The organism is Modicisalibacter xianhensis, from assembly GCF_900113605.1.
Taxonomy (GTDB): Bacteria; Pseudomonadota; Gammaproteobacteria; order Pseudomonadales; family Halomonadaceae; genus Modicisalibacter; species Modicisalibacter xianhensis.
In genome coordinates this window covers 254,435-275,480 of sequence record NZ_FOPY01000007.1, presented here as the reverse complement: position 1 = coordinate 275,480, position 21,046 = coordinate 254,435, and the positions used below count along the sequence as shown (strand labels likewise).

The following is a 21,046-nucleotide window of genomic DNA, read 5'->3' as shown; positions in this document are numbered from 1 at the left end:
CAGACGAAACGTTGAACTTTTACAGCAAAAGCATGAGCAAGGCTTCATACCGGAAGGATGACGACTGACGCTCGCACTGGACGCATGCTATCTTTCATGCAATATCACCTAGCAGGGAGACACCCCATGGCCAACTCCGAAATGCAGAAGGTTCGCGTCATCAACGAACTGCGCGGGTTCATCAAGAAGCTGCTGCAGGACCCGCAGATTCTGGAGCGCTCGCTGGAGATCGCCCGCCGCGCCTATCAGGAACAGGCCGAGTCGGGGAAAGGCAAGGGCAGCGACGTCATGGCGAGAATTGCCAACGAGATATCGGATACCACCAGCGTGCATATTCCCGAAGACCCGAGTGAGCATTCAGAAGCGGATCGGCTGTTTTTGGAGATTCTGGAAGAGGTGGTGGATGAAGAGCAGGCGCTTTATTAACCCAAGGTAAAGCCCACCTTAAACATCACTTCGTACCACATCATCGATTCCAGGTTTTCATACCGTTCCTGGAATCGAAACCCTACACAAAAGGTGACTAAAATCAGGCAGTATTAAAGCCAGTCACTCCATTTGGAAAACAGCCAATGGTTCGGCTCGACCATCTGCATGCACTCCAACCGCCCTTGCGACCAGAAGCGCGGATAGAGATAAGGCCGGCCAATTTCTTCAAAACAACGCTGCTTTGACTCCATGGCCAGCCCATAAAGTTCAAGCCCTGCCCAGATCAAATAGATCAATGCCAACATCATGACCAGCCACAAGATGGTAGGACCTACGCCTCGGCTGGACGTGTTATCGACAACGGGCACAGGCTGAGAACTGTCCCGATAGCCGAATACTGCGCCAATCGCCAGCACCATGACAAGCGAGCTCAACGGTGCGATATGCGACCCCGAGAACTGGGCATTAACCATCACGCCAACAAACGCCATCACTAGACAGGCATAAATAGGCTTGTCTTGGTCCGGCATGGTGCGACTTCGCTTGACGATGACCCAGCATCCGTAAAGTACAAGCCCCAGCAATGCCAGCGCCAACGGCAGTCCCCATTCAGCAGCGGTATTGAGGAAGATATTATGCGCACTAGCGTTACGAATATGTCCATCACCGGCGAACTGCATGGGCCCAATGCCAAACGGGAAATTCTCGATAGAGTAACGCAAAGCATCACTCCATAGCACAAGGCGATCATTTACCTTCGTGATATCACGGGTAAAAACCTCGCCAGATTCAGGTTCACGAAACGGATTTAGCCACCACCAACCCGCTAAGGCAGGCAAGACTGCTAAACCCGTCAATGTAACTGGCAACAATGCTTGACGGCGCAGCAGTACTAACGTTAACAGCATTGCTACTGTTATGCTCAAAAAACCGGAGCGGCCCTCAGTCAAAAACAATAAGTACCACAGTGGCGATAATGCAACGACACATAGCGCCCCCGCAAATAGGTCCTTACTTATTCGCGCCAGCGAATAAGTAAGGACCAAAGGAACTACTCCTACAAAAACATCAGAAAACAGGCGCACATTAACTAAACCAATCAAAAAGAATTGATTTTTCTCTATATAATTCCATGAAAAAAATATATCCTCTAAAGAGAAAAAACCATAAAAAACCACAAATAAAATTAAAAAATAGCCACTATTCAGCCATTCAACCCTGCCCCAAAAAGATGTAATAATAGCTACGTAATATATGAACAAAAAATTATAAAAAATGAACAACAACTCTATTAGTGAAAAAAATGAAAAATCAAGATTCAAAAAAAAACAAAGAGCAAAAACCATCCCGAGAAAAATTAAACTTTTTCTCCTTTTTACACAACCACTCCACAAATCCCCCCGAAACCGCCAACCGTAATAAAAAAAACACAAAAAAGTTAGGAGCAAGCAAAATGTGCGCTGCACATCATATGAGTAGAAAATAAAGTATTCCAACTATCATATCCAAAAAAATAGGCCGGGCGACACCCGGCCTATAAAATCAGGAAGCGGCCCCTGTAGCAACAATGTAAGAAGTATAAGAACCAGTAGAACCTTCCGGCCTTGCAGAAATAGTTGCATCAACAGAGGTCGGCACGTCAGTTGATTGATATTCACAAGCTGAATCAACGCTTGGAAGGGCTGGCGCTGATTCACCGCTATAAATAGCAGCAGCAGCAGCAGTTGTATAAGCTTTAACTTCAGATTTACAGGCTTGCTCTGCCGCATTTGCTTTATAGTCTTGATATCTCGGAATCGCAATTGCCGCCAAGATTCCAATAATCGCCACTACAATCAGCAGTTCGATCAGGGTAAAACCGCCCTGCCCTTTCTTGGTCATGCCCATGTGTCTTTTCATCGTCGTTCCCCGTAAAGCCTTGCCGGCCCTGTCAGTCATTCTTCGCTTGCCGAGCCTCAGTCTTTCTCATGCTCAGGTGTGGCGAAACCTACCCCATTTCGTAACCGGCGTGTAGCGCTTGGCTTCAACGTTTCCACGCTACCGCCGGGCCTGCTGTGCATGTCACGCCTTGCCCTCGAATCTACGGCAACGCCGTGACCGTCAAACGCTCACTTAGCGCACGGAACCCGCGCCTGTTTGAACGTTTGTGGCTCCTTTGCCTGTCAGCCATCGCTGCCCTTGCGCTGCTGCCGGCCTGCCGAGCCCCGTCCCGCCTGGCTTTGCATGAGTGACTGGCATTTAGGGCCCAAGTCAGCTTCGTACCCTGCACTGAGTACTTACCCTCATCCCAAGGCACGAGATTACATTAAATAACAGTGTTATCGACCACAAGGGGATACTGTCAATTTTACTTACGCATCGCCTGCAAAAGGATCAGCGGCGCCCCATGCCGGGCAGGCCTTGCGTTGACAGCCGTTCGGGTGATGCCACCCCATCGTTGACGCTAGAATTTCGTGATACCAAAGGACCACCGACAAGCCTTGCCCCTGCAGTGACCGACTCCAGCCTATGACGTCATCCCACCAGCCGCCGTATTCCTCCTCCAGCGACCTCGACGAGGCCACACCACCCCGCGAGCGTGCCTCGGCACTGGCGCGAAACCCTGCCCCGGGTACCGAGGGACTGAGCGGCCTGTCGCAGCGCCTGATCGAGGAGGGATTGCTGACCGAGGCGGCGGCCCGGCGTGCCGAGCAGGAGAATCGCGAGAGCGAGGAGTCGTTGCTGCAGCAGATCATCGATAGTGGCTTGGTCAACGCCCGCGATGCCACGCAGGTGGCTTCCCGCGAGTATGGCCTGCCGATGATCGATCTGGACGCACTGCGCCTGGATGCCTTGCCTGCGGCCCGCGACATGCCGGAAAAGATCCTGCGTCGTCACAAGATCATGCCACTGATGCGCAGCGAGCACCGGCTGACGGTCGCGGTACCCTTCCCCTCGTCACTGGCGTTGCTGGATGAGCTGCAGTTCGCCACCGGCCTGTCGGTGGAAGGCGTGCTGGCCTCGGTCGATCAGCTCGGCCCGGCGCTAGAGAACTACCTGGCCCAGGCGGATACCAGCCACATGCTGGAGCAGCTCGACGACGGCAGCGATGCCATCGGTGAGCTGGATTTCGAGGACGAGCTGAGCGAGGCCGAGGATACGGCGATCACCGCGTCCAGCGACGACGCGCCGGTGGTGCGTTTCGTCAACAAGATCCTGATCGACGCCATCCGCCGCGGCGCCTCGGACATTCACTTCGAGCCCTACGAGTCGAGCTTTCGCATCCGCTTTCGTATCGACGGCATTCTGCTCGAGGTCGCCCGTCCCCCGTTCGCGATGCGCACGCGTATCGCCGCGCGTCTGAAGATCATGGCCCGGCTGGATATCTCCGAGCGCCGCCTGCCGCAGGACGGCGCGATCAAGCTGCGCCTGTCGAAGAACCGCTCCATCGATTTTCGTGTCAACTCGCTGCCGACGGTCTACGGCGAGAAGGTGGTGCTGCGTATTCTCGACCCGGCCACCGCGCGCCTGGGCATCGATGCGCTGGGTTTCACCCCGGTGCAGCGGCAGATGTACGAACGCGCCCTGGCCCAGCCGCAGGGCATGATTCTGGTCACCGGCCCCACCGGCAGCGGCAAGACCGTGACGCTGTATACCGGCCTCAACATCCTCAACACCGCGGAGCGCAACATCTCCACGGCGGAGGACCCGGTGGAGATCAAGGTGCCCGGCGTCAACCAGGTCAACGTGCAGCCGCGCATCGGGCTCGACTTCGCCAGCGCCTTGCGCGCTTTCCTGCGCCAGGACCCGGACGTGGTGATGGTCGGCGAGATCCGCGACCTGGAAACCGCCGAGATCGCCGTCAAGGCATCGCAGACCGGTCACCTGGTGTTATCCACCGTGCATACCAACTCCGCCGCCGAGACATTGACGCGACTGCGCAATATGGGTGTGGCGCCGTTCAACATTGCCAGCTCGGTGTCGCTGATCATCGCCCAGCGCCTGGCCCGCAAGCTGTGCCCGCATTGCCGGCAGCCGGCGGAAATCCCTCATGAAGTGCTGCTGAAGGAAGGCTTCAGCATGGAGGAGCTCAACGAGGCTACGCTCTATCACCCGGTGGGATGTCGCCAGTGCACACTGGGCTACAAGGGGCGCGTGGGTATCTATGAGGTGGTGCCGATCAGCGAAGCGATCAGCCGCCTGATCATGCAGGAAGGCAATTCACTGGAGCTGGCGGCCCAGGCGCGCAGCGAAGGGCTGCCGGATTTGCGACGCAGCGGCCTGCTCAAGGTACTGGCCGGCGTCACCAGCCTGGAAGAGATCAATCGGATTACCAAGGACTGAACCCGAGCCGGGTTCGGCCGATAAGAAAAATACGCCCGCCGTGAACGGCAAGGCACATCGCAGGGAACACCATGGTGACATCCGCCCGATCCTCGCAAGGCTACAAGCCGCGCGAGCAGAACAAGTTGTACCGCTGGCAGTGGTCCGGCAAGAACAGTCGCGGCAAGCCCGTGCGGGGCGAAATCGTCGCCACGCATCGTGGCGAGGTGGAGCGCGAGCTGTCGGGACAGAACATCATCGTCAAGAGCATCCGGCGCAAAAGCAGCCTGTTCGGGCGCGGTGGACGCATCAAGTCGCGCGACATCATGCTGTTCGCGCGGCAGATGTCGACCATGATCCGCGCTGGCGTGCCGGTGCTGCAGGCCTTCAACGTGGTGGCCGAGAGCCTGCGCAACCCGGCCATGCGCAGCCTGGTGCTGAAGCTGTCCAACGACGTCTCGGCAGGCGCCAGCTTCTCGGAGGCGCTGCGCCAGCATCCCCAGCATTTCGACCGGCTGTTCACCAACATGGTCGAGGCCGGTGAGCAGTCCGGCTCGCTGGATCGCATGCTCGATCGCGTGGCGTCCTATCGCGAGAAGATCGAGACGCTCAAGGGGCGTGTACGCAAGGCAATGTACTACCCGGCGGCGGTCATCACCGTGGGCGTCGCGGTCACGGCGTTGCTGCTGATCAAGGTGGTGCCGCAGTTCGAGAGTCTGTTCAAGGGCTTCGGCGCTGAACTGCCGGCAATGACGCGCATGACCATCGCCCTGTCGGAATTCGCCCAGCAGTACTGGCTGTGGGGGCTGGGCGGGTTGATCGCCGGCGTGTTCGCCATTCGCCAGGGCATCAAGCGTTCGGAAAGCTTCGCCTACCGCATGCACCAGTTGGTACTGCGCCTGCCGGTCATCGGCGACATTCTCGACAAGTCATCGGTGGCGCGCTATTCACGCACCCTTGCGACCACTTTCGGGGCCGGCGTGCCACTGGTGGACGCCCTGGATACCGCCGCCGGCGCGGCTGGCAACAAGGTCTACGAGCGCGCCGTCCAGCAGGTGCGCGAGGATGTCTCGAGCGGCCAGCAGTTGCACTTCGCCATGCGCAACGTCAACCTGTTCCCGGTGCTGGCGGTGCAGATGGTCGGCATCGGCGAGGAAGCCGGCTCGCTGGACGCCATGCTCAACAAAGTCGCCGACTTCTACGAAGAGGAAGTCGATAACAAGGTGGATGCCCTGACTTCGTTGCTCGAGCCCTTCATCATCGTGGTTCTGGGGGTGCTGGTCGGGGGACTCGTCGTGTCGATGTATCTGCCGATCTTCGAGCTAGGTACTGCGATCTAATCACTGTCTAAGGAGTGTTTCTTGTCGCTTAACTTACCTCCGGTGTTGCTGTGGCCATTGGTAGCGATCCTTGGCCTGGCGCTGGGGTCGTTCGTGAATGTGGTGATTGCCCGGCTGCCGGCAATGCTGATGCTGCAGTGGCGGGCCGAGGCGCGCGAAGCGCTGGAACTGCCGGAGGAAGCGCCGGGCTCGGTGTTACCACGGGTCAACCTGGCCACGCCGCGTTCGAGTTGCCCGCGTTGCGGCGAGCCGATCGCCTGGCATGACAATATTCCACTGTTCGGTTACCTGAAGCGGCGCGGGCGCTGCGCCAACTGCGAGAAGCCGATCAGCCTGCGTTATCCGCTGGTCGAACTGGCCGGCGGCGCGCTGGCCGTGGCCGTGGTCGCCCTCTACGGCCCCACGCTGGCCAGCTTGTTCGTGCTGGGGGCATGTCTGATCCTGCTGGCTTTGGCGGTCATCGACCTGCGCACCCAATTGCTTCCCGATGTGCTCACCCTGCCGCTGCTCTGGTTGGGGCTGTTGTATCAGGTGCTCTTCCAGCCATTGCTACTGCAAAGCGCCGTCATCGGGGCCGTGGCCGGTTACCTGGTGTTGTGGAGCTTCTACTGGCTGTTCAAGCTGATCACCGGCAAGGAGGGCATGGGCTACGGCGACTTCAAGCTGTTGGCGGCGCTGGGCGCCTGGACGGGCTGGGAGATGCTACCCCTGCTACTGATCCTGTCGGCGGGTGTCGGCGCCGTGGTGGGTATCCTGTCGCAACTGGCCCTACCGCGCTTGCGTGGCATGCCGATGCCGTTCGGCCCGTTTCTGGCCATGGCCGGCTGGATTGCGTTATTGTTCGGCGCACCGTTGATGGCGGTTTATCAAGCTATCCTGCTGAGCTAGCGAATGCGCAGCAGGTTTCGGCTCGCAGCGGGACAAGCCCTTCGCCCGGTATTGCTGCCATGCCCACAGAAGCGCGGTATTGAATCTTGGGCAGAACCACCCGACGCTTGAATGGAGACGTCATGCAACCACTGACCATCGGAGTGACCGGCGGCATCGCCTCGGGCAAGAGCGCCGTGGCGCTGGAATTCGCCAAGCTGGGCATTCCCTGGGTGGATGCCGATATCGTCGCCCGTGAAGTCGTGGAACCCGGCGAACCCGCCCTGGCCGAGATCGCCGAGCACTTCGGGCCCGAGGTGCTCGATGCCGAGGGGCGGCTTGACCGGCGTGCGCTGCGCGCCCGAGTATTCGCCGACGAGGCCGAGCGGCGCTGGCTGGAGTCGGTGACGCATCCTCGCATACGCCAGCGCCTCGAGGCCTACCTGGACGAGATGCGCGCCAGCGGCGCCCCGTATCACCTGCTGGTCTCGCCCCTGTTGTTCGAGTCCGGACAGCACATGCTGGTCGACCGCAGCCTGGTGATCGACGTGCCGGAAACCCTGCAGATCTCGCGCACCATCGGCCGCGACACGGTCGACGAAGCGCAGGTCAAGGCGATCATTCGCGCACAGATGCCTCGGGCCGAACGCCTGGCGCGCGCCGACGATGTCATCGACAATCAAGGCAGCCACGACGCACTGGCACGCCAGGTCGTCGAACTCGACCGACGCTACCGCCAGTTGACCGACTCACCCTCTGCCGAACACGAGTGACCATGACCGACTCAAGCCACGACGCATCAAATGGACGCCCGCTGGAGGTCGCCTGCCCCCAGTGCCGCACCAAGGTAGTCTGGTCCCAGGACAATCCCTACCGACCCTTCTGCTCCAAGCGCTGCCGCTTGCTCGACCTGGGCGCCTGGGCCGACGAATCCCACCGTATCGCCGGCGAACCCGCCATGGATGAAGCCGACCTCGACGCCCTGATCGACCGCCTCGAACGCGGCGGCAACCAGTAAGCGATAACGCCCTAAAACAAAACGGCCACCGCAGCATGAGCTGCGATGGCCGTTTGTCTTTCACTGTTAACGCCGCCGATCCCAACGGTAATAACCGACTCACGGTCGTCATGAGCGACGGTCAGACAAGGCGAAATCCGCCGAGGCAGCAGAGTTTACAGGGCGTAAATGAGCATGCCGATGCGGATTTCAACGCCGAATGACCGAGCGCAATAGATCGTGAGCGGTTATTTCCAGAAATCGCGGATCGACGCGATTCCTTGCGCCCCCACCGCTCTCGCATGATTCGCATCGTGGCGCGTCATTCCCCCCAGCGCGAATACCGGCATGCCGGCCGTCTCGACCATCTGCTGGAAGTCATGCCAGCCCAGCGGCGCGGCATCGGGATGCGTGGGCGTCGTGCGCAGCGGCGACAGGGTCACGAAGTCGCAGCCGATGCGTGCCGCCTGCTCGAGCTGGGCGCGATCGTGGGTCGAGGCCGCCAACCACTTGCCTGCCGGTAGTGGACGACGCTCGAGCGACATTAGCCGGTCGCTGGTCAGGTGGATGCCGTCGGCATCGACCGTGTCCAGCAGGCGAGGCTCGCCGTTTAGCAGCAGGCGTGCCTGATACTGGCGGCACAACGCCAGGCTCTTCTCGGCACGCTGCAGGTAGGCCTCCTCGTCCAGCGTCTTGGCACGCAGTTGCACCAGGCGCACGTTGTCCTCGACCAGGGCGCGTTCGAGCCGGGTCAGGAAAACCTCGTCGTCACTCTCTTCACCGGTGATCAGGTACTCGGTAGGCAGCATGACGGCGCGCAGGATAGGCAGGTTCGCCGCCGGGAACGGGTAGTTGAACAATTCGCCGAGCGGCACCCAGCGTACCGCCTGCCCTTCGCGGCCGTAGGGCTCGCCGCTGAAGGCATGCACCTGCCAGACATCTAGCAGGATATGCTTGTCGGGGTATTCATGGTGCACGCGGATCAGCGGTTGGGCACGCTCGATAGCCAGACCGAGCTCCTCGTGCAGTTCGCGCTTGAGCGCCTCGAATCCCGTCTCGAACGGTGCCAGCTTGCCACCAGGGAATTCCCACAGGCCACCCTGGTCGACCGTGGAGGGACGTCGGGCGAGCAGGACTTCCTGGCCATCGCTGCTGAAAATGGCGGCTGCCGCCACGTGTACCCTTCGTTTGATCATGATGCGCAATTACCTTTCAGCGTCTGTTCAGCTTCTGTAGTCGGCATTGATGCTGACATAGTCGTGAGAGAGGTCGGAGGTCCAGACCGTTGCGGCAGACTCCCCCCGCCCCAGGCGAATTCGAATAGTGATCTCTTCCTTGGCCATGACCGCGCTGCCCGCCTGTTCACTGTAGCTGGCGGCACGGCCACCGCCCTCCACCAGGCGCACGTCGTCGAGATCGATCACCACACGCTCGACGTCGAAGTCTTCCACCGGGGCCCGGCCAACGGCGGCCAGGATGCGCCCCCAATTGGCATCCGAGGCATACAGGGCGGTCTTGACCAGCGGTGAGTGCGCCACGGTGAAGGCCACATCCAGCGCCTCCTGGCGCGAGCGCGCTTCGCCAACCTCGAGCGTGATGAACTTGGTGGCGCCTTCGCCATCACGGATGATGGCCTGGGCCAGTTCGATGAGCACGCGGTCGAGGGCCGCCCGGAAGGCAGCGATGACGTCGTCGCTTGCCACGCGCGCGCTACGTCCGGTGGCGATCAGCATGCAGGCATCGTTGGTGGAGGTATCGCTGTCCACCGTGATGCAGTTGAACGAGCGATCCACGCCCTCGCGCAGCAGCGATTCCAGCAGGACCTGATCGATGTCGGCATCGGTCGCCACGAACCCCAGCATGGTCGCCATGTTGGGCTTGATCATGCCCGAACCCTTGCTGATACCGTTGATGGTCACTGTCTTGCCATCGATATCGCAGGTGGCGCTCGCCCCCTTGGCCCGGGTATCCGTGGTCAGGATGCCCTCGGCAGCCAGTCGCCAGGCCTCGCCCGAGGAATCCAGCGATGCCAGCGCTTCCGGCAGGCTGGCGCGAATGCGTTCGACCGGCAGCGGCTCGCCGATCACCCCGGTCGAGAACGGCAGCACCGCCTCGGCCGAGGCCCCAGCCAACTCGCCCAGTGCCTGGCAGCATGTCTCGGCATCCCGCATCCCGCTTTCGCCGGTCCCGGCATTGGCATTGCCGGTATTGACCAACAGGTAGCGGGCGTTGCCCTGCGCCAGGTGGCGCTGCGCGACATGCACCGGCGCCGCCCGAAAGGCGTTGCAGGTGAAGGTGCCGGCGACCCGGCTGCCCTCGGCAATCTCGATCACCACCAGGTCGCGTCGGCCCGGCTTCTTGATGCCGGCCTTGGCCGACCCCAGCCTGACGCCCTCGATCACCGGCATGTCCGGGAAATACGCCTGCCCTACCGCCATGCTTTGTTTACTCCTGTCAGAGTTCGTTGGCTCTTAATTCCGAGTGCGCAAAGAGCGCGCCATAACATTGCCAAGCGCAGTCGATCCGGCTCAGGCAAGTTTGCCGTGACATTGTTTAAACTTCTTCCCCGACCCGCACGGGCACGGATCGTTGCGGCCAACCTTGGGCCCTTCGCGACGCACGGTCTGCCTGTCGGCCTGGGCACCTTCGTCGACTTCACTCTCGGCTTCCTCGCGAGCCGAGTCCTCGCGCGTCTGCTGCGCCGTAGCACGTTCGCGCTCCAGGGTATCGCGACGGTTGCGCTCGAGTTCCTCGACTTCTTCCTGGCGGCGTACCTGAACGTGGCTGAGGATACGCGTGACGTCGTGCTTGATGTTGAAGAGCAAGGACTGGAACAACTCGAATGCCTCGCGCTTGTACTCCTGCTTGGGATTCTTCTGGGCGTAGCCGCGCAGGTGGATACCCCGGCGCAGGTGATCCATGGACTGCAGGTGTTCCTTCCAGCGCGTATCCAGCACTTGCAGCATGACCTGCTTCTCGAAGCGGCGCATCAAGTCTTCGCCGATGGCCTCGGTCTTGGCAGCGTAGATCTCGCGGTGGCTGTTCTGTAGCCGCTCGCGCAGGACCTCCTCGTGGAAGTGCTCGTCTTCCTCGGCCCATTGCTGCAAGGGCACATCGAGATTGAACTCGGTCTTGAGCGTTTGCTGGAGCCCCTCGAGGTCCCACTGTTCGGGCAGGCTCTGCGGCGGCACGTAATCGCTGATGCTGCCGTCGAGAATTTCCTCGCGAATACCCGTCACGTTCTGTGAAACATCCTCGGCACCGAGAATCTCGTCGCGCTGCTCGTAGATCACGCGACGCTGGTCGTTAGCCACATCGTCGTACTCGAGGAGTTGCTTGCGGATATCGAAGTTGCGTCCCTCGACCTTCTTCTGGGCACGCTCGACGGCGTTGGACACCATCTTGTGCTCGATGGCCTCGCCACGCTCCAGGCCCAGCGCCTGCATCAGGCGCTGGACGCGCTCGGAGCCGAACAGGCGCATGAGATTATCTTCCAGGGACAGGAAGAAGCGCGTGGACCCCGGGTCGCCCTGACGGCCGGCACGCCCGCGCAACTGGTTGTCGATACGCCGGGACTCGTGCCGCTCGGAGCCGATGACATGTAGCCCGCCTGCCGCCAGCACGGCATCGTGGCGCTTCTGCCATTCCGCCTTGATCTCGTCGATCTGCGCCTGCGACGGCTCGTCGAGCTTGGCGACCTCGGCTTCCCAGTTGCCCCCCAGCACGATGTCGGTACCACGCCCGGCCATGTTGGTGGCGATGGTCACGGCACCGGGGCGCCCCGCCTGGGCGATGATCTCGGCTTCGCTCTGGTGCTGCTTGGCGTTGAGCACGTTGTGCGGGATACCGCCCTGATTCATCAGTCCCGCAAGCAGTTCCGAGGTTTCGATGGACGCCGTACCCACCAGGATCGGACGTCCGGCGTCACGCTGGGTCTTGACGTCCTCGATGATTGCCTCGAACTTCTCCTCGGCGGAGAGATAGACCAGATCATTGTAATCGACACGGGCGATCGGCTTGTTGGTCGGGATGACAGTGACATCCAGGCCGTAGATCTGGCGGAACTCGAACGCCTCGGTATCGGCGGTCCCGGTCATCCCGGCGAGTTTTTCGTAGAGACGGAAATAATTCTGGAAGGTGGTCGAGGCCAGGGTCTGGCTTTCTTTCTGGATGGCCACGCCTTCCTTGGCCTCGACGGCCTGGTGCAGGCCTTCGGACCAACGGCGGCCGGGCATGCTGCGTCCGGTATGCTCATCGACGATGACCACCTCGCCATTGTTGACGATGTAGTCGACGTCGCGGTGGAATAGGTGCCGGGCACGCAGCGCCGAATGCATGTGATGCAGCAGGCCGAGGTTCTGGGCGGCGTACAGCGAGTCGTCCTCGCCCAGCAGGCCCTCGCGTCGCATCAGTTCCTCGACCTTGTGGTGGCCTTCCTCGGTCAGCTCGACCTGCTTCTGCTTCTCGTCGAGCGTGAAGTCGCCGGTCGACGGGTCCTCCTCGTCCTCGCACTGCGTGAGTTCGGTCGCCAGGCGGTTGACGACCTGGTACATCTGGGTGTTTTCCTCGACCGGACCGGAGATGATCAACGGGGTCCGCGCTTCGTCGATCAGGATCGAGTCAACCTCGTCGACAATCGCGTAGTGCAGTTCGCGCTGGACCTTGTCCTCGAGCGAGAAGGCCATGTTGTCGCGCAGGTAATCGAAACCGTACTCGTTGTTGGTGCCATAGGTGATGTCGCAGGCATAGGCTTCACGCTTCTGGCCCGACGTCTGCCCTGCATAGATCACCCCGACACTCAGGCCGAGGTATTCGTAGAGCGGGCGCATCCAGTCGGCATCGCGCCGTGCCAGATAATCGTTGACGGTGACGACGTGGACGCCGCGCGCCGGCAGCGCGTTGAGGTAGACGGCCAAGGTGGCGACCAGCGTCTTGCCCTCACCGGTCTTCATCTCGGAAATGCGCCCGCGGTGCAGGGTGATCCCGCCGATCAGCTGCACGTCGAAGTGACGCATGCCCATCACGCGCCGGCTGGCCTCGCGCACGGTGGCAAAGGCTTCGGGCAGCAGCTTGTCGAGCGACTCGCCCTGACGCAGGCGTTCGCGGTACTGATCGGTTCGGGCCTGCAGGTCGGCATCGGAGAGCGCCTGGGTGCCTTCCTCGAAGGAATTGATCTCGCTGACCAACTTCCCCATGCGCTTGACTTCGCGGTCGTTCTTGGAGCCGACCAGTTTGCGTAATACGGTATTGAGCATGTGATATCCTGAAACGGAAAAGAGTTCAGGCGGGGCATCGATGCGTCCCGCCGTGGGTCACGTGGTGACGTCAGGCCAAGGCGACCTGCGGTGGACCACGACGGTTCAGGACATCCTGCCCGGCGCAGGGCACCCCCATCGCCGGGCGACAGGCGGGCACGGCGGCACGGCGCGGCTGGGAGACATGCAACGGCAAGCGGCGGCGCGCCTTGCGACGAGCCACACGGCGCGACTGGGCACGAATGGCCTCGGGCGCCATCAGGCATATCTGGGTCAGTCGCTCGGCCAGGCGCAGCGCCTCGGCCTGCACCAGCCCCGCCGGCAACAGACAGCCGACCAGCAGCCCAGCCAGCCACCAGCGTGTCCGCCGGCGGGTCGGGCGCTCCTCATGGATCGCTGAGGGGTTGGCGCAGGTCATGCTGTCGGAAGACTCCCTTGCATGGTAGATTGCCGCTATCGATTCGCAGAGTGGCGAGCAAGCCCATGAGTATAAAGGCTAAGCGTTTCCGCGCCCAGCCCATGACCCGGCTGCTTGACGGTTCCCAGCCTCGCTCGGGCGAGCTCGGTGGCCTGATGCGCATGGCCCGGGTCATCGACCGTGCCCAACAGCACCTGCGCCAGCATCTTCCCGAGGAGGTCCGCGAGCACGTGTTCGTGGGTGGCTACCGACAGGGAAAGCTGACCGTGATCACCGATCGTGCCGTCTGGCTGACCTGGCTGCGCTATGAGCAGACGCGCCTGTTGTCCCTGCTGCGCCAGCTACCCGAGTTCGAGGCGGTCCTGGGGTTCACCTTCAAGGTTCGCCCCGTCTCGCCTCCCAAGGTGCCAATCACCCAGCCCCGCCGTCTCTCGTCTCGTGCCGCCGACGAAATTTCCTGCTGTGCTGCCGACACGAGCGATCCGCGCCTGCGCCGCTCGCTGGAGCGCCTGGCAGCCCACGCCGAGCGCCAGCGCTCTTCCTAGACCCCTGCTGATAGCACCATAAAAAACGCCGACCCTAAGGGGTCGGCGTCAAAGCCTGGTTTGCCTGACAACGTGTCTTGCGTCACACGGCCATGGCAGGCGCTGCATAGGAAATCGGCGCTTGCTGGGCCTCGTCCTCGAAGGTGACGATCTCCCACGCATCCGGATTGGCCATCATCTCGCGGCACAGCTGGTTGTTCAGGGCGTGGCCTGACTTCACCCCGCGGAACTCGCCGATCAGGCTATAACCAAGCTGATACAGATCGCCAATCGCGTCGAGCACCTTATGCTTGACGAATTCATCCTCGTAGCGCAGGCCGCCTTCGTTGAGAATGCGGTACTCATCGACCACGATGGCATTGTCCAGACTGCCTCCTAGCGCCAGATTCTGCGAGCGCAGGAATTCCAGGTCACGCATGAAACCGAATGTCCGCGCCCGGGACACTTCCTTGACGAACGACGTGGTGGAGAAGTCGACGACGGCGGTCTGCTCCTGACTGTCGAACACGGGGTGATCGAAATCGATGGAGAACGATACCTTGAAGCCGTCGTACGGCAGGAAAAGCGCTTCCTTGCCGTTATCGGTGACGCCAATCTCACGCTTGATACGGATGAACTTCTTGGCTGCGTTCTGCTCTTCGATGCCAGCGGACTGGATCAAAAAGACGAAAGGTCCCGCGCTGCCGTCCATGATCGGCACCTCCGGCGCGCTGAGCTCGACAATCGCATTGTCGATACCCAGACCGGCGAAGGCGGACATCAAGTGTTCGACGGTCGCCACCTTGGCACCGTTGCTGGACAGGGCAGTACACAGCATGGTGTCGGTAACGTTTTCGGCGCGGGCCGGAATGCGCACCTCGGGCTCGAGATCGGTCCGTACGAAGACGATCCCGGTATTCACCGGAGCCGGACGCAGCGTGAGATAGACTTTCTCACCGGAATGCAGGCCGACGCCGGTGGCGCGCATGGTGTTCTTGAGAGTACGTTGTTTGATCATGGGCAATGGCCAGGCTGTCACTAAAAGGTTGTCAAACAGTGTTCACTATACCATCGAACGACTGTTTAAACAAAATTTCGTCGTCCGGCCATCCCTATGCCTTCGATAGTTCCACTCAATCGGCCTGACGACGCAGGAACGCAGGAATGTCGAGGTAATCGTCGAGTTCCTGAGACTTGCGCTTTTCCTGACGCGCCTTGGCGGCATTGTCCTGCTCGGCCTTAGCCGCCTGCTGGCGCATGACCGTCGGCTGCTGCAGCTTGCGATAGTCCGTGGTTTCGGGACGCGTCACGCTCTCGCGAGTCACGGCCTTCTCCTTGCGTCCATCTAGGCCAGCCGCCACGACCGTGACACGCAGTTCGTCGGCCATTTCCATGTCGATTGCCGTGCCCACCACGATGGTCGCATCCTGGGAAGCGAATTCCTGGACGGTTGCACCAACATCGTTGAACTCGCCGATCGACAGGTCGGGTCCTGCGGTGATGTTGACGAGGATGCCGCGCGCACCGTGCAGGTCGATATCCTCGAGCAGCGGGCTGCGAATCGCCTTCTCGGCGGCCTCGCGGGCGCGGTTCTCGCCGGTCGCGCCGCCGGTACCCATCATCGCCATCCCCATCTCGGACATCACGGTACGTACGTCGGCGAAGTCGACGTTGATGATACCCGGGCTGGTGATCAGCTCGGCGATGCCCTGGACAGCGCCCAGCAGCACGTCGTTGGCGGCGCTGAACGCGGTCAGCAGGCTCGCGCTCTTGCCAAGGACCGCCAGCAGCTTCTCGTTGGGAATGGTGATCAGCGAGTCGACGTGCTCGGACAGCTCACGCATGCCCTCTTCGGCCACGCGCATGCGCTTCGGCCCCTCGAAGGGGAACGGCCGCGTTACCACGGCGACGGTGAGGATGCCGAGTTCCTTGGCCACCTGGGCCACGACGGGTGCGCCACCGGTACCGGTGCCACCACCCATGCCCGCCGTGATGAAGACCATGTCGGCGCCCTGGAGCAATTCGGCGATCCGTTCGCGATCCTCCATGGCCGCCTGGCGACCGACCTCGGGACTGGCACCCGCGCCGAGTCCCTTGGTGATTTCACTACCCAACTGGAGAACGGTCTTGGCAGCAACACGCTTGAGCGCCTGCGCATCGGTGTTGGCGCAGATGAATTCGACGCCCTCGATGTTGCTTTCGACCATGTGATTGACGGCATTGCCGCCGCCTCCACCAACGCCGATCACCTTGATGACTGCGCTGCTGGAAGGTGCATTATCTACCAGTTCGAACATTGCCCCGTCTCCTGTGACCGCATGGATGCGGCCCCTGTCAAAAATTTCCTTTGAACCAGCTCTTGACCCGTTCCAGCGTCGAAGTGCCATCCTTGAGACCACGCCGAGAGACTTCCTCCCTACGGGGCTGGGCGGATACCACGCGGCCTTGGGCCTGCTTGTTGGCATCACGCATTCCGTAGAGTAGCAAACCTACTCCCGTGGAATAAATCGGATTACGCACCACGTCAGCCAGACCACGAACGTTCTGCGGACAGGCAATACGTACCGGCATATGGAAGATCTCTTCGGCCAATTCGACCACGCCTTCCATACGCGACGTCCCCCCGGTAAGTACCACCCCCGCTGCCACGAGATCCTCGTAGCCGCTACGTCGCAGTTCTTCGCGTACCAAAGTAAACAGTTCCTCGTAACGAGGTTCGACCACTTCGGCCAAGGCTTGGCGAGACAGATCTCGGGCCGGGCGGTCACCCACACTGGGAACCTTGATCATTTCATCGCTCGAGGCCAGTTGGGTCAGTGCGCAGGCGTACTTGACCTTGATGTCCTCGGCGTACTGCGTCGGTGTGCGAAGCGCCATGGCGATATCGTTGGTCACCTGATCGCCGGCGATCGGGATGACCGCCGTATGGCGAATGGCACCTTCGGTGAACACGGCGATATCCGTCGTGCCACCACCGATATCGACCATGCAGACGCCCAGCTCACGCTCGTCCTCGGTAAGCACGGCATGGCTCGACGCCAGCTGCTCGAGGATGATCGCATCCACCTCGAGCCCGCATCGACGCACGCATTTTTCTATGTTCTGCACGGCATTCAGGGCTGCCGTCACCAGGTGCACCCGAGCCTCGAGCCGCACGCCTGACATGCCCAACGGCTCGCGAATGCCTTCCTGGGTATCGATGGCGAACTCCTGGGGCAGCACATGCAGGATGCGTTGCCCTTCGGAAATGGCCCGAGCCCGGGCCGAGTCGATGACCCGCTCGATATCGGATGGAGTGACCTCACGATCCTTGATCGCAACCACACCATCGGAGTTCATTGAACTGATATGGCTCCCCGCCACACCAACATACACCGAATGGATATCGCAGCCGGCCATCAGTTCGGCTTCTTCCACGGCGCGCTGGATGGATTGCACCGTGGACTCGATATTGATGACCACCCCTTTCTTCATACCGCGAGAGGGATGGGAACCGATCCCGGCAATCTCCAACCCACCATCGTCAGTGGGCTGCCCAACGATCGCCACCACCTTGGACGTTCCTATATCCAGCCCGACGACCATATTGGAAGCATTGGATTGTCCTGCCATGGGTCGGGGTCACTCCTCGATCTTCACAATATTTGAAACCGTTATTAACTAAATAAAGTATTTTAGGCGATTAAGTAAACAATACTTATTATTTAATCCGCCCATACTCAAAGCCAGCAACAGAATACGGGGATTTTTTGTTGAAAGAAATACCTCGGCGCCTTTGCTGGCGGGCTCTCGCGTTAAAAAAAGCAACGCTTACGTTACTACCCTTCCGAAATCTCCACGTCGGTCTCGCCGTGCCAGGCCACGACAACACCGTTCGGATAGCGCAAATCGATGTAGCGAATCTGCGAAGACTGCGTGCCAAGTTGACGTTGCCAGGCAATCGCGAAGCGAGCCAGGCGCGTATCACGCTGGTTACGGCCAAGCATGACCCAGACACTATCATTGACCTGGAACCGCCAGGCGCCACGATCCTCGAGACGTAACTGGGTGACATCCAGGCCCAGGGGTGCCAGGCCATTTTGTAACTGGTCGAGAAGCGCCAGGACTTCTGCCCCACTGCCTTCAGGCCCGGCCAGGTCGGGCAGGCCCTCGGGCACCGCGACGTCTCCCCGCCGAAAGGGCACGCCACGCGGATTGAGCAGGTAGTCGTCGTTCCAGCGTGCAACTGGCTCCTGCTCATAGAGCTCGAACGTCAGCGCATCCGGCCAGTGACGAGAGACGCGCACCTCGGCCAACCAATCGATGGCGCGAGCCTGTTCACGCAACGCCTGGAGATCCACCGACAACCATGTCTGGCCCCGCACCAGCGGCGCCAACTGCTCCCTCAGGTAGGCAGCACTCACGTATTCCAGATCGCCGCGAATCGATACACGCTCGATGGGCCGGTCCAGCCACAGCCACAACGTCCGACCACCGGCCCCCAGGAGTATCAACAGCAATACCAGCCCCAGCAGCGAGCCGCGCGATCCCGCCGACCCCATACCTTCAACGCTCCAGTGACGTAGCGAGAATGCGCAGCACCAGCGCGTCGAAGCCCAGGCCAGCGTGTGCTGCCGACTGGGGCACCAGGCTGTGGTCGGTCATGCCAGGCACGGTGTTGACCTCGAGGAGCCAGAACCGCGCCTCGGCGTCGCGCATCACGTCCACCCGTCCCCAGCCCCGGCCACCGACGGCATCGAAGGCCTGGCGGCACAGCGTCGCCAGGGCCTGTTCGGTCGATGCCTCGAGACCGCACGGCAGGTGATAGAGCGTCTCATTGGAATGATACTTGGCCTCGTAATCGTAGAAGCCACTCGGGACTTCGACGCGAATGGCCGGCAGCTCGGTATCGCCAAGTAGCGAGACGGTATACTCCTCGCCACGGATGAAGCGCTCGGCCATGACCGCCGCGTCGTAGCGGGCAGCTTCCCGATAGGCAGCCTGGAGCGCCTCGAGGCTATCGACGATGGTAATGCCCAGTGTCGACCCCTCGTGTACCGGCTTGACCACCATCGGCAGGCCAAGACGCTCGACCACGGCCGGCCAGTCGGCATCAGGCGACAGGATGATGCTCTCCGGCGTCGGCAGGCCCAGCGCCTGCCATATCTGCTTGGTGCGCTGCTTGTCCATGCCCAGCGCCGAGGCCAGCACACCACTGCCGGTATAGGGTATGCCCAGCAATTCCAATGCCCCCTGCAGGGTGCCGTCCTCGCCGCCACGACCATGCATCGCAATGAAAACCCGATCCGGCGCCAGCGCTTCGAGCCCGCTCAGGCCACCAGCGGCCAGATCGTAACCCCGGGCATCGACACCGCTGCGCTGCAGCGAGGCCAGCACGGCAGCCCCGCTGACCAGGGAGACTTCGCGTTCCGCCGACTCGCCCCCGTACAACACGACCACACGACCGAAATCCGAAGGACTCGGTGTTTCACTTATTTGCTGGTTGCGGCTCATAGTTCCACCTCATCAAGCCCAAGCCGGCTGGCCGCCAGCGCAATCGCAATGCCCCCGACGTCCCCGGCCCCTTGGGTAATCAGGATGTCGCCATCGCGCAGCACATGCGCAAGCAGCCTGGGCAGCTCGCTCTTTTGCTCGACGAAAATCGGGTCGACCTGGCCACGCTGGCGTATCGAGCCAGCCAGGGTACGCCCCTCGGCACCGGGAATAGGCGCTTCGCCCGCGCTGTAGACGTCAAGCAGCAACAGCGTATCGACACCCGATAATACGCGGACGAAATCCTCGTACAGGTCGTGAGTACGCGAGTAGCGGTGCGGCTGGTAGAGCATCACCAGCCGCCGTTCGGGCCATCCCGCCCGCACGGCCCTGATCACCATCTCGACCTCGCGCGGATGATGGCCGTAGTCGTCGACCAGCATGACCTCGCCGGCTTCCTGAGGCAGCGCATACTCGCCATGCACCTGAAAACGTCGGCCGACGCCAGCGAAGCCGGCCAGGCCACGCTGGATCGCCTCGTCATCGACGCCCGCATCGGTCGCCACGGCAATCGCGGCCAGGGCATTCTGGGCGTTGTGCTCGCCGGGCATCGCCAGACGCACCTGCAAAGGCGCGTGCCCTTCGGGCCTGAGTGCCGTGAAACGAATTTCACCCGCTTCCTGGACAAAATCGGCGATTCGATAATCCGCGTCCGGGCTGAAGCCGTAGGTCACGAACTGGCGCTGCACACGCGGGAGCAGTTTGCGCACGTTGTCATCGTCAAGGCACAGCACCGCCATGCCATAGAACGGCAGATTGTGCAGAAACTCGATGAAGGTGTCCTTGAGCCGGGAAAAGTCCCCGGCGTAGGTCGCCATGTGGTCGGCATCGATGTTGGTGACGATGGCCACCATGGGTTGCAGATGCAGGAAGGAGGCATCCGATTCGTCGGCCTCGGCGACCAGGTAATCCCCTTCGCCGAGCCGGGCATTGGTCCCCGCACTGGTCAGCTTGCCGCCAATGACGAATGTCGGGTCAAAACCGCCCTCGGCGAGCAAGGTCGCGGTCAGGCTGGTAGTGGTCGTCTTGCCATGCGTACCGGCCACGGCAATGCCATGCCGAAAGCGCATCAGTTCGGCCAGCATCTCCGCCCGTCGAACGACGGGGACACGGTGCTCGCGCGCCCAGGCAATTTCGGGGTTGCTGGCATCGACGGCCGTCGATACGACGACGACGTCGGCATTCTCGGCGTTCTCGGTCGCATGACCAATCTCGACACGAATCCCGCCGTCACGCAGATGCCTGGTGACTGCCGACTCCTTGAGGTCGCTACCGCTGACCTGATAGCCCTGGTTGGCCAGCACCTCGGCAATGCCGCACATGCCGGCACCGCCGATCCCGACAAAGTGAATGCGCTGGATACGACGCATGCCCAGCCCGTT

General features: G+C 61.3%; 19 protein-coding genes. 7 read left to right on the top strand and 12 right to left on the bottom strand.

The features are described 5' to 3' along the window. Positions 1 to 126 precede the first annotated feature (126 nt). The gene (locus BM194_RS10630; protein WP_092846511.1) at positions 127 to 426 is read left to right on the top strand and encodes a hypothetical protein; all 300 of its coding nucleotides are present in this window, start codon (positions 127 to 129) and stop codon (positions 424 to 426) included. A 113-nt stretch (positions 427 to 539) separates the two neighbouring features. Here BM194_RS10630 and BM194_RS10625 read toward each other — a convergent pair whose 3' ends face one another. After that, entirely contained in the window at positions 540 to 1,925 is a 1,386-nt protein-coding gene (locus BM194_RS10625; protein WP_143097582.1) for an O-antigen ligase family protein, read from the bottom strand. 46 nt (positions 1,926 to 1,971) lie between these two features. Continuing rightward, complete coding sequence (locus BM194_RS21130; RefSeq protein WP_280522546.1) at positions 1,972 to 2,316, bottom strand: type II secretion system protein; 345 nt, start codon at positions 2,314 to 2,316, stop codon at positions 1,972 to 1,974. Between the two features lie 621 nt (positions 2,317 to 2,937). On the opposite strand from BM194_RS21130, the gene pilB reads away from it, so the two are divergent. From pilB to yacG, 5 genes are all read left to right on the top strand, one after another. Beyond that, entirely contained in the window at positions 2,938 to 4,752 is a 1,815-nt protein-coding gene (gene pilB / locus BM194_RS10615) for a type IV-A pilus assembly ATPase PilB (RefSeq protein ID WP_244890932.1), read from the top strand. Positions 4,753 to 4,823: 71 nt separating this feature from the next. Continuing rightward, positions 4,824 to 6,071 (top strand): type II secretion system F family protein, encoded by a 1,248-nt coding sequence (locus BM194_RS10610; protein WP_092846507.1) that lies wholly within the window; start codon positions 4,824 to 4,826, stop codon positions 6,069 to 6,071. Between the two features lie 21 nt (positions 6,072 to 6,092). Further along, a complete protein-coding gene (locus BM194_RS10605) occupies positions 6,093 to 6,959 on the top strand; it encodes a prepilin peptidase (RefSeq protein ID WP_092846505.1) in 867 nt (288 codons plus the stop codon). A 122-nt stretch (positions 6,960 to 7,081) separates the two neighbouring features. Continuing rightward, positions 7,082 to 7,711, top strand: coding sequence for a dephospho-CoA kinase (gene coaE / locus BM194_RS10600; RefSeq protein WP_092846503.1), 630 nt, complete (start codon positions 7,082 to 7,084; stop codon positions 7,709 to 7,711). A gap of 2 nt (positions 7,712 to 7,713) precedes the next feature. Beyond that, entirely contained in the window at positions 7,714 to 7,956 is a 243-nt protein-coding gene (gene yacG, locus BM194_RS10595; protein WP_092846501.1) for a DNA gyrase inhibitor YacG, read from the top strand. A gap of 227 nt (positions 7,957 to 8,183) precedes the next feature. Here yacG and BM194_RS10590 read toward each other — a convergent pair whose 3' ends face one another. From BM194_RS10590 to BM194_RS10575, 4 genes are all read right to left on the bottom strand, one after another. Then, positions 8,184 to 9,131, bottom strand: a complete 948-nt coding sequence (locus tag BM194_RS10590; protein WP_092846499.1) for a Nudix family hydrolase — start codon at positions 9,129 to 9,131, stop codon at positions 8,184 to 8,186. 27 nt (positions 9,132 to 9,158) lie between these two features. Then, positions 9,159 to 10,373: a bifunctional glutamate N-acetyltransferase/amino-acid acetyltransferase ArgJ gene (argJ, locus tag BM194_RS10585; RefSeq protein ID WP_092846497.1), complete on the bottom strand. Its 1,215-nt coding sequence runs from the start codon at positions 10,371 to 10,373 to the stop codon at positions 9,159 to 9,161. 90 nt (positions 10,374 to 10,463) lie between these two features. Continuing rightward, positions 10,464 to 13,190, bottom strand: coding sequence for a preprotein translocase subunit SecA (secA, locus tag BM194_RS10580; protein WP_092846495.1), 2,727 nt, complete (start codon positions 13,188 to 13,190; stop codon positions 10,464 to 10,466). Between the two features lie 70 nt (positions 13,191 to 13,260). Then, positions 13,261 to 13,608: a hypothetical protein gene (locus BM194_RS10575; protein ID WP_092846493.1), complete on the bottom strand. Its 348-nt coding sequence runs from the start codon at positions 13,606 to 13,608 to the stop codon at positions 13,261 to 13,263. Between the two features lie 65 nt (positions 13,609 to 13,673). Here BM194_RS10575 and BM194_RS10570 point away from each other — a divergent pair, with 65 nt between their 5' ends. Then, positions 13,674 to 14,153 (top strand): DUF721 domain-containing protein, encoded by a 480-nt coding sequence (locus BM194_RS10570; protein WP_177223386.1) that lies wholly within the window; start codon positions 13,674 to 13,676, stop codon positions 14,151 to 14,153. An 82-nt stretch (positions 14,154 to 14,235) separates the two neighbouring features. Here the strand turns inward: BM194_RS10570 and lpxC are convergent, their stop codons facing one another. The 6 genes from lpxC to murC form a co-directional block, all read right to left on the bottom strand. Continuing rightward, on the bottom strand, positions 14,236 to 15,150 hold the full coding sequence (gene lpxC, locus BM194_RS10565; protein ID WP_092846489.1) for a UDP-3-O-acyl-N-acetylglucosamine deacetylase: 915 nt from the start codon (positions 15,148 to 15,150) through the stop codon (positions 14,236 to 14,238). A gap of 115 nt (positions 15,151 to 15,265) precedes the next feature. Beyond that, on the bottom strand, positions 15,266 to 16,429 hold the full coding sequence (gene ftsZ / locus BM194_RS10560) for a cell division protein FtsZ (protein ID WP_092846487.1): 1,164 nt from the start codon (positions 16,427 to 16,429) through the stop codon (positions 15,266 to 15,268). 37 nt (positions 16,430 to 16,466) lie between these two features. Beyond that, positions 16,467 to 17,744 (bottom strand): cell division protein FtsA, encoded by a 1,278-nt coding sequence (ftsA, locus tag BM194_RS10555; RefSeq protein ID WP_092846485.1) that lies wholly within the window; start codon positions 17,742 to 17,744, stop codon positions 16,467 to 16,469. Positions 17,745 to 17,950: 206 nt separating this feature from the next. Beyond that, positions 17,951 to 18,673 carry a cell division protein FtsQ/DivIB gene (locus BM194_RS10550; RefSeq protein WP_092846483.1) on the bottom strand — a complete coding sequence of 241 codons (723 nt, stop codon included), beginning with the start codon at positions 18,671 to 18,673 and terminating at the stop codon, positions 17,951 to 17,953. Positions 18,674 to 18,677: 4 nt separating this feature from the next. After that, the gene (locus BM194_RS10545) at positions 18,678 to 19,625 is read right to left on the bottom strand and encodes a D-alanine--D-alanine ligase (protein WP_092846481.1); all 948 of its coding nucleotides are present in this window, start codon (positions 19,623 to 19,625) and stop codon (positions 18,678 to 18,680) included. Further along, complete coding sequence (gene murC / locus BM194_RS10540; RefSeq protein WP_092846542.1) at positions 19,622 to 21,034, bottom strand: UDP-N-acetylmuramate--L-alanine ligase; 1,413 nt, start codon at positions 21,032 to 21,034, stop codon at positions 19,622 to 19,624. The genes BM194_RS10545 and murC overlap by 4 nt, the downstream gene beginning before the upstream one ends. Positions 21,035 to 21,046: the final 12 nt, after the last annotated feature.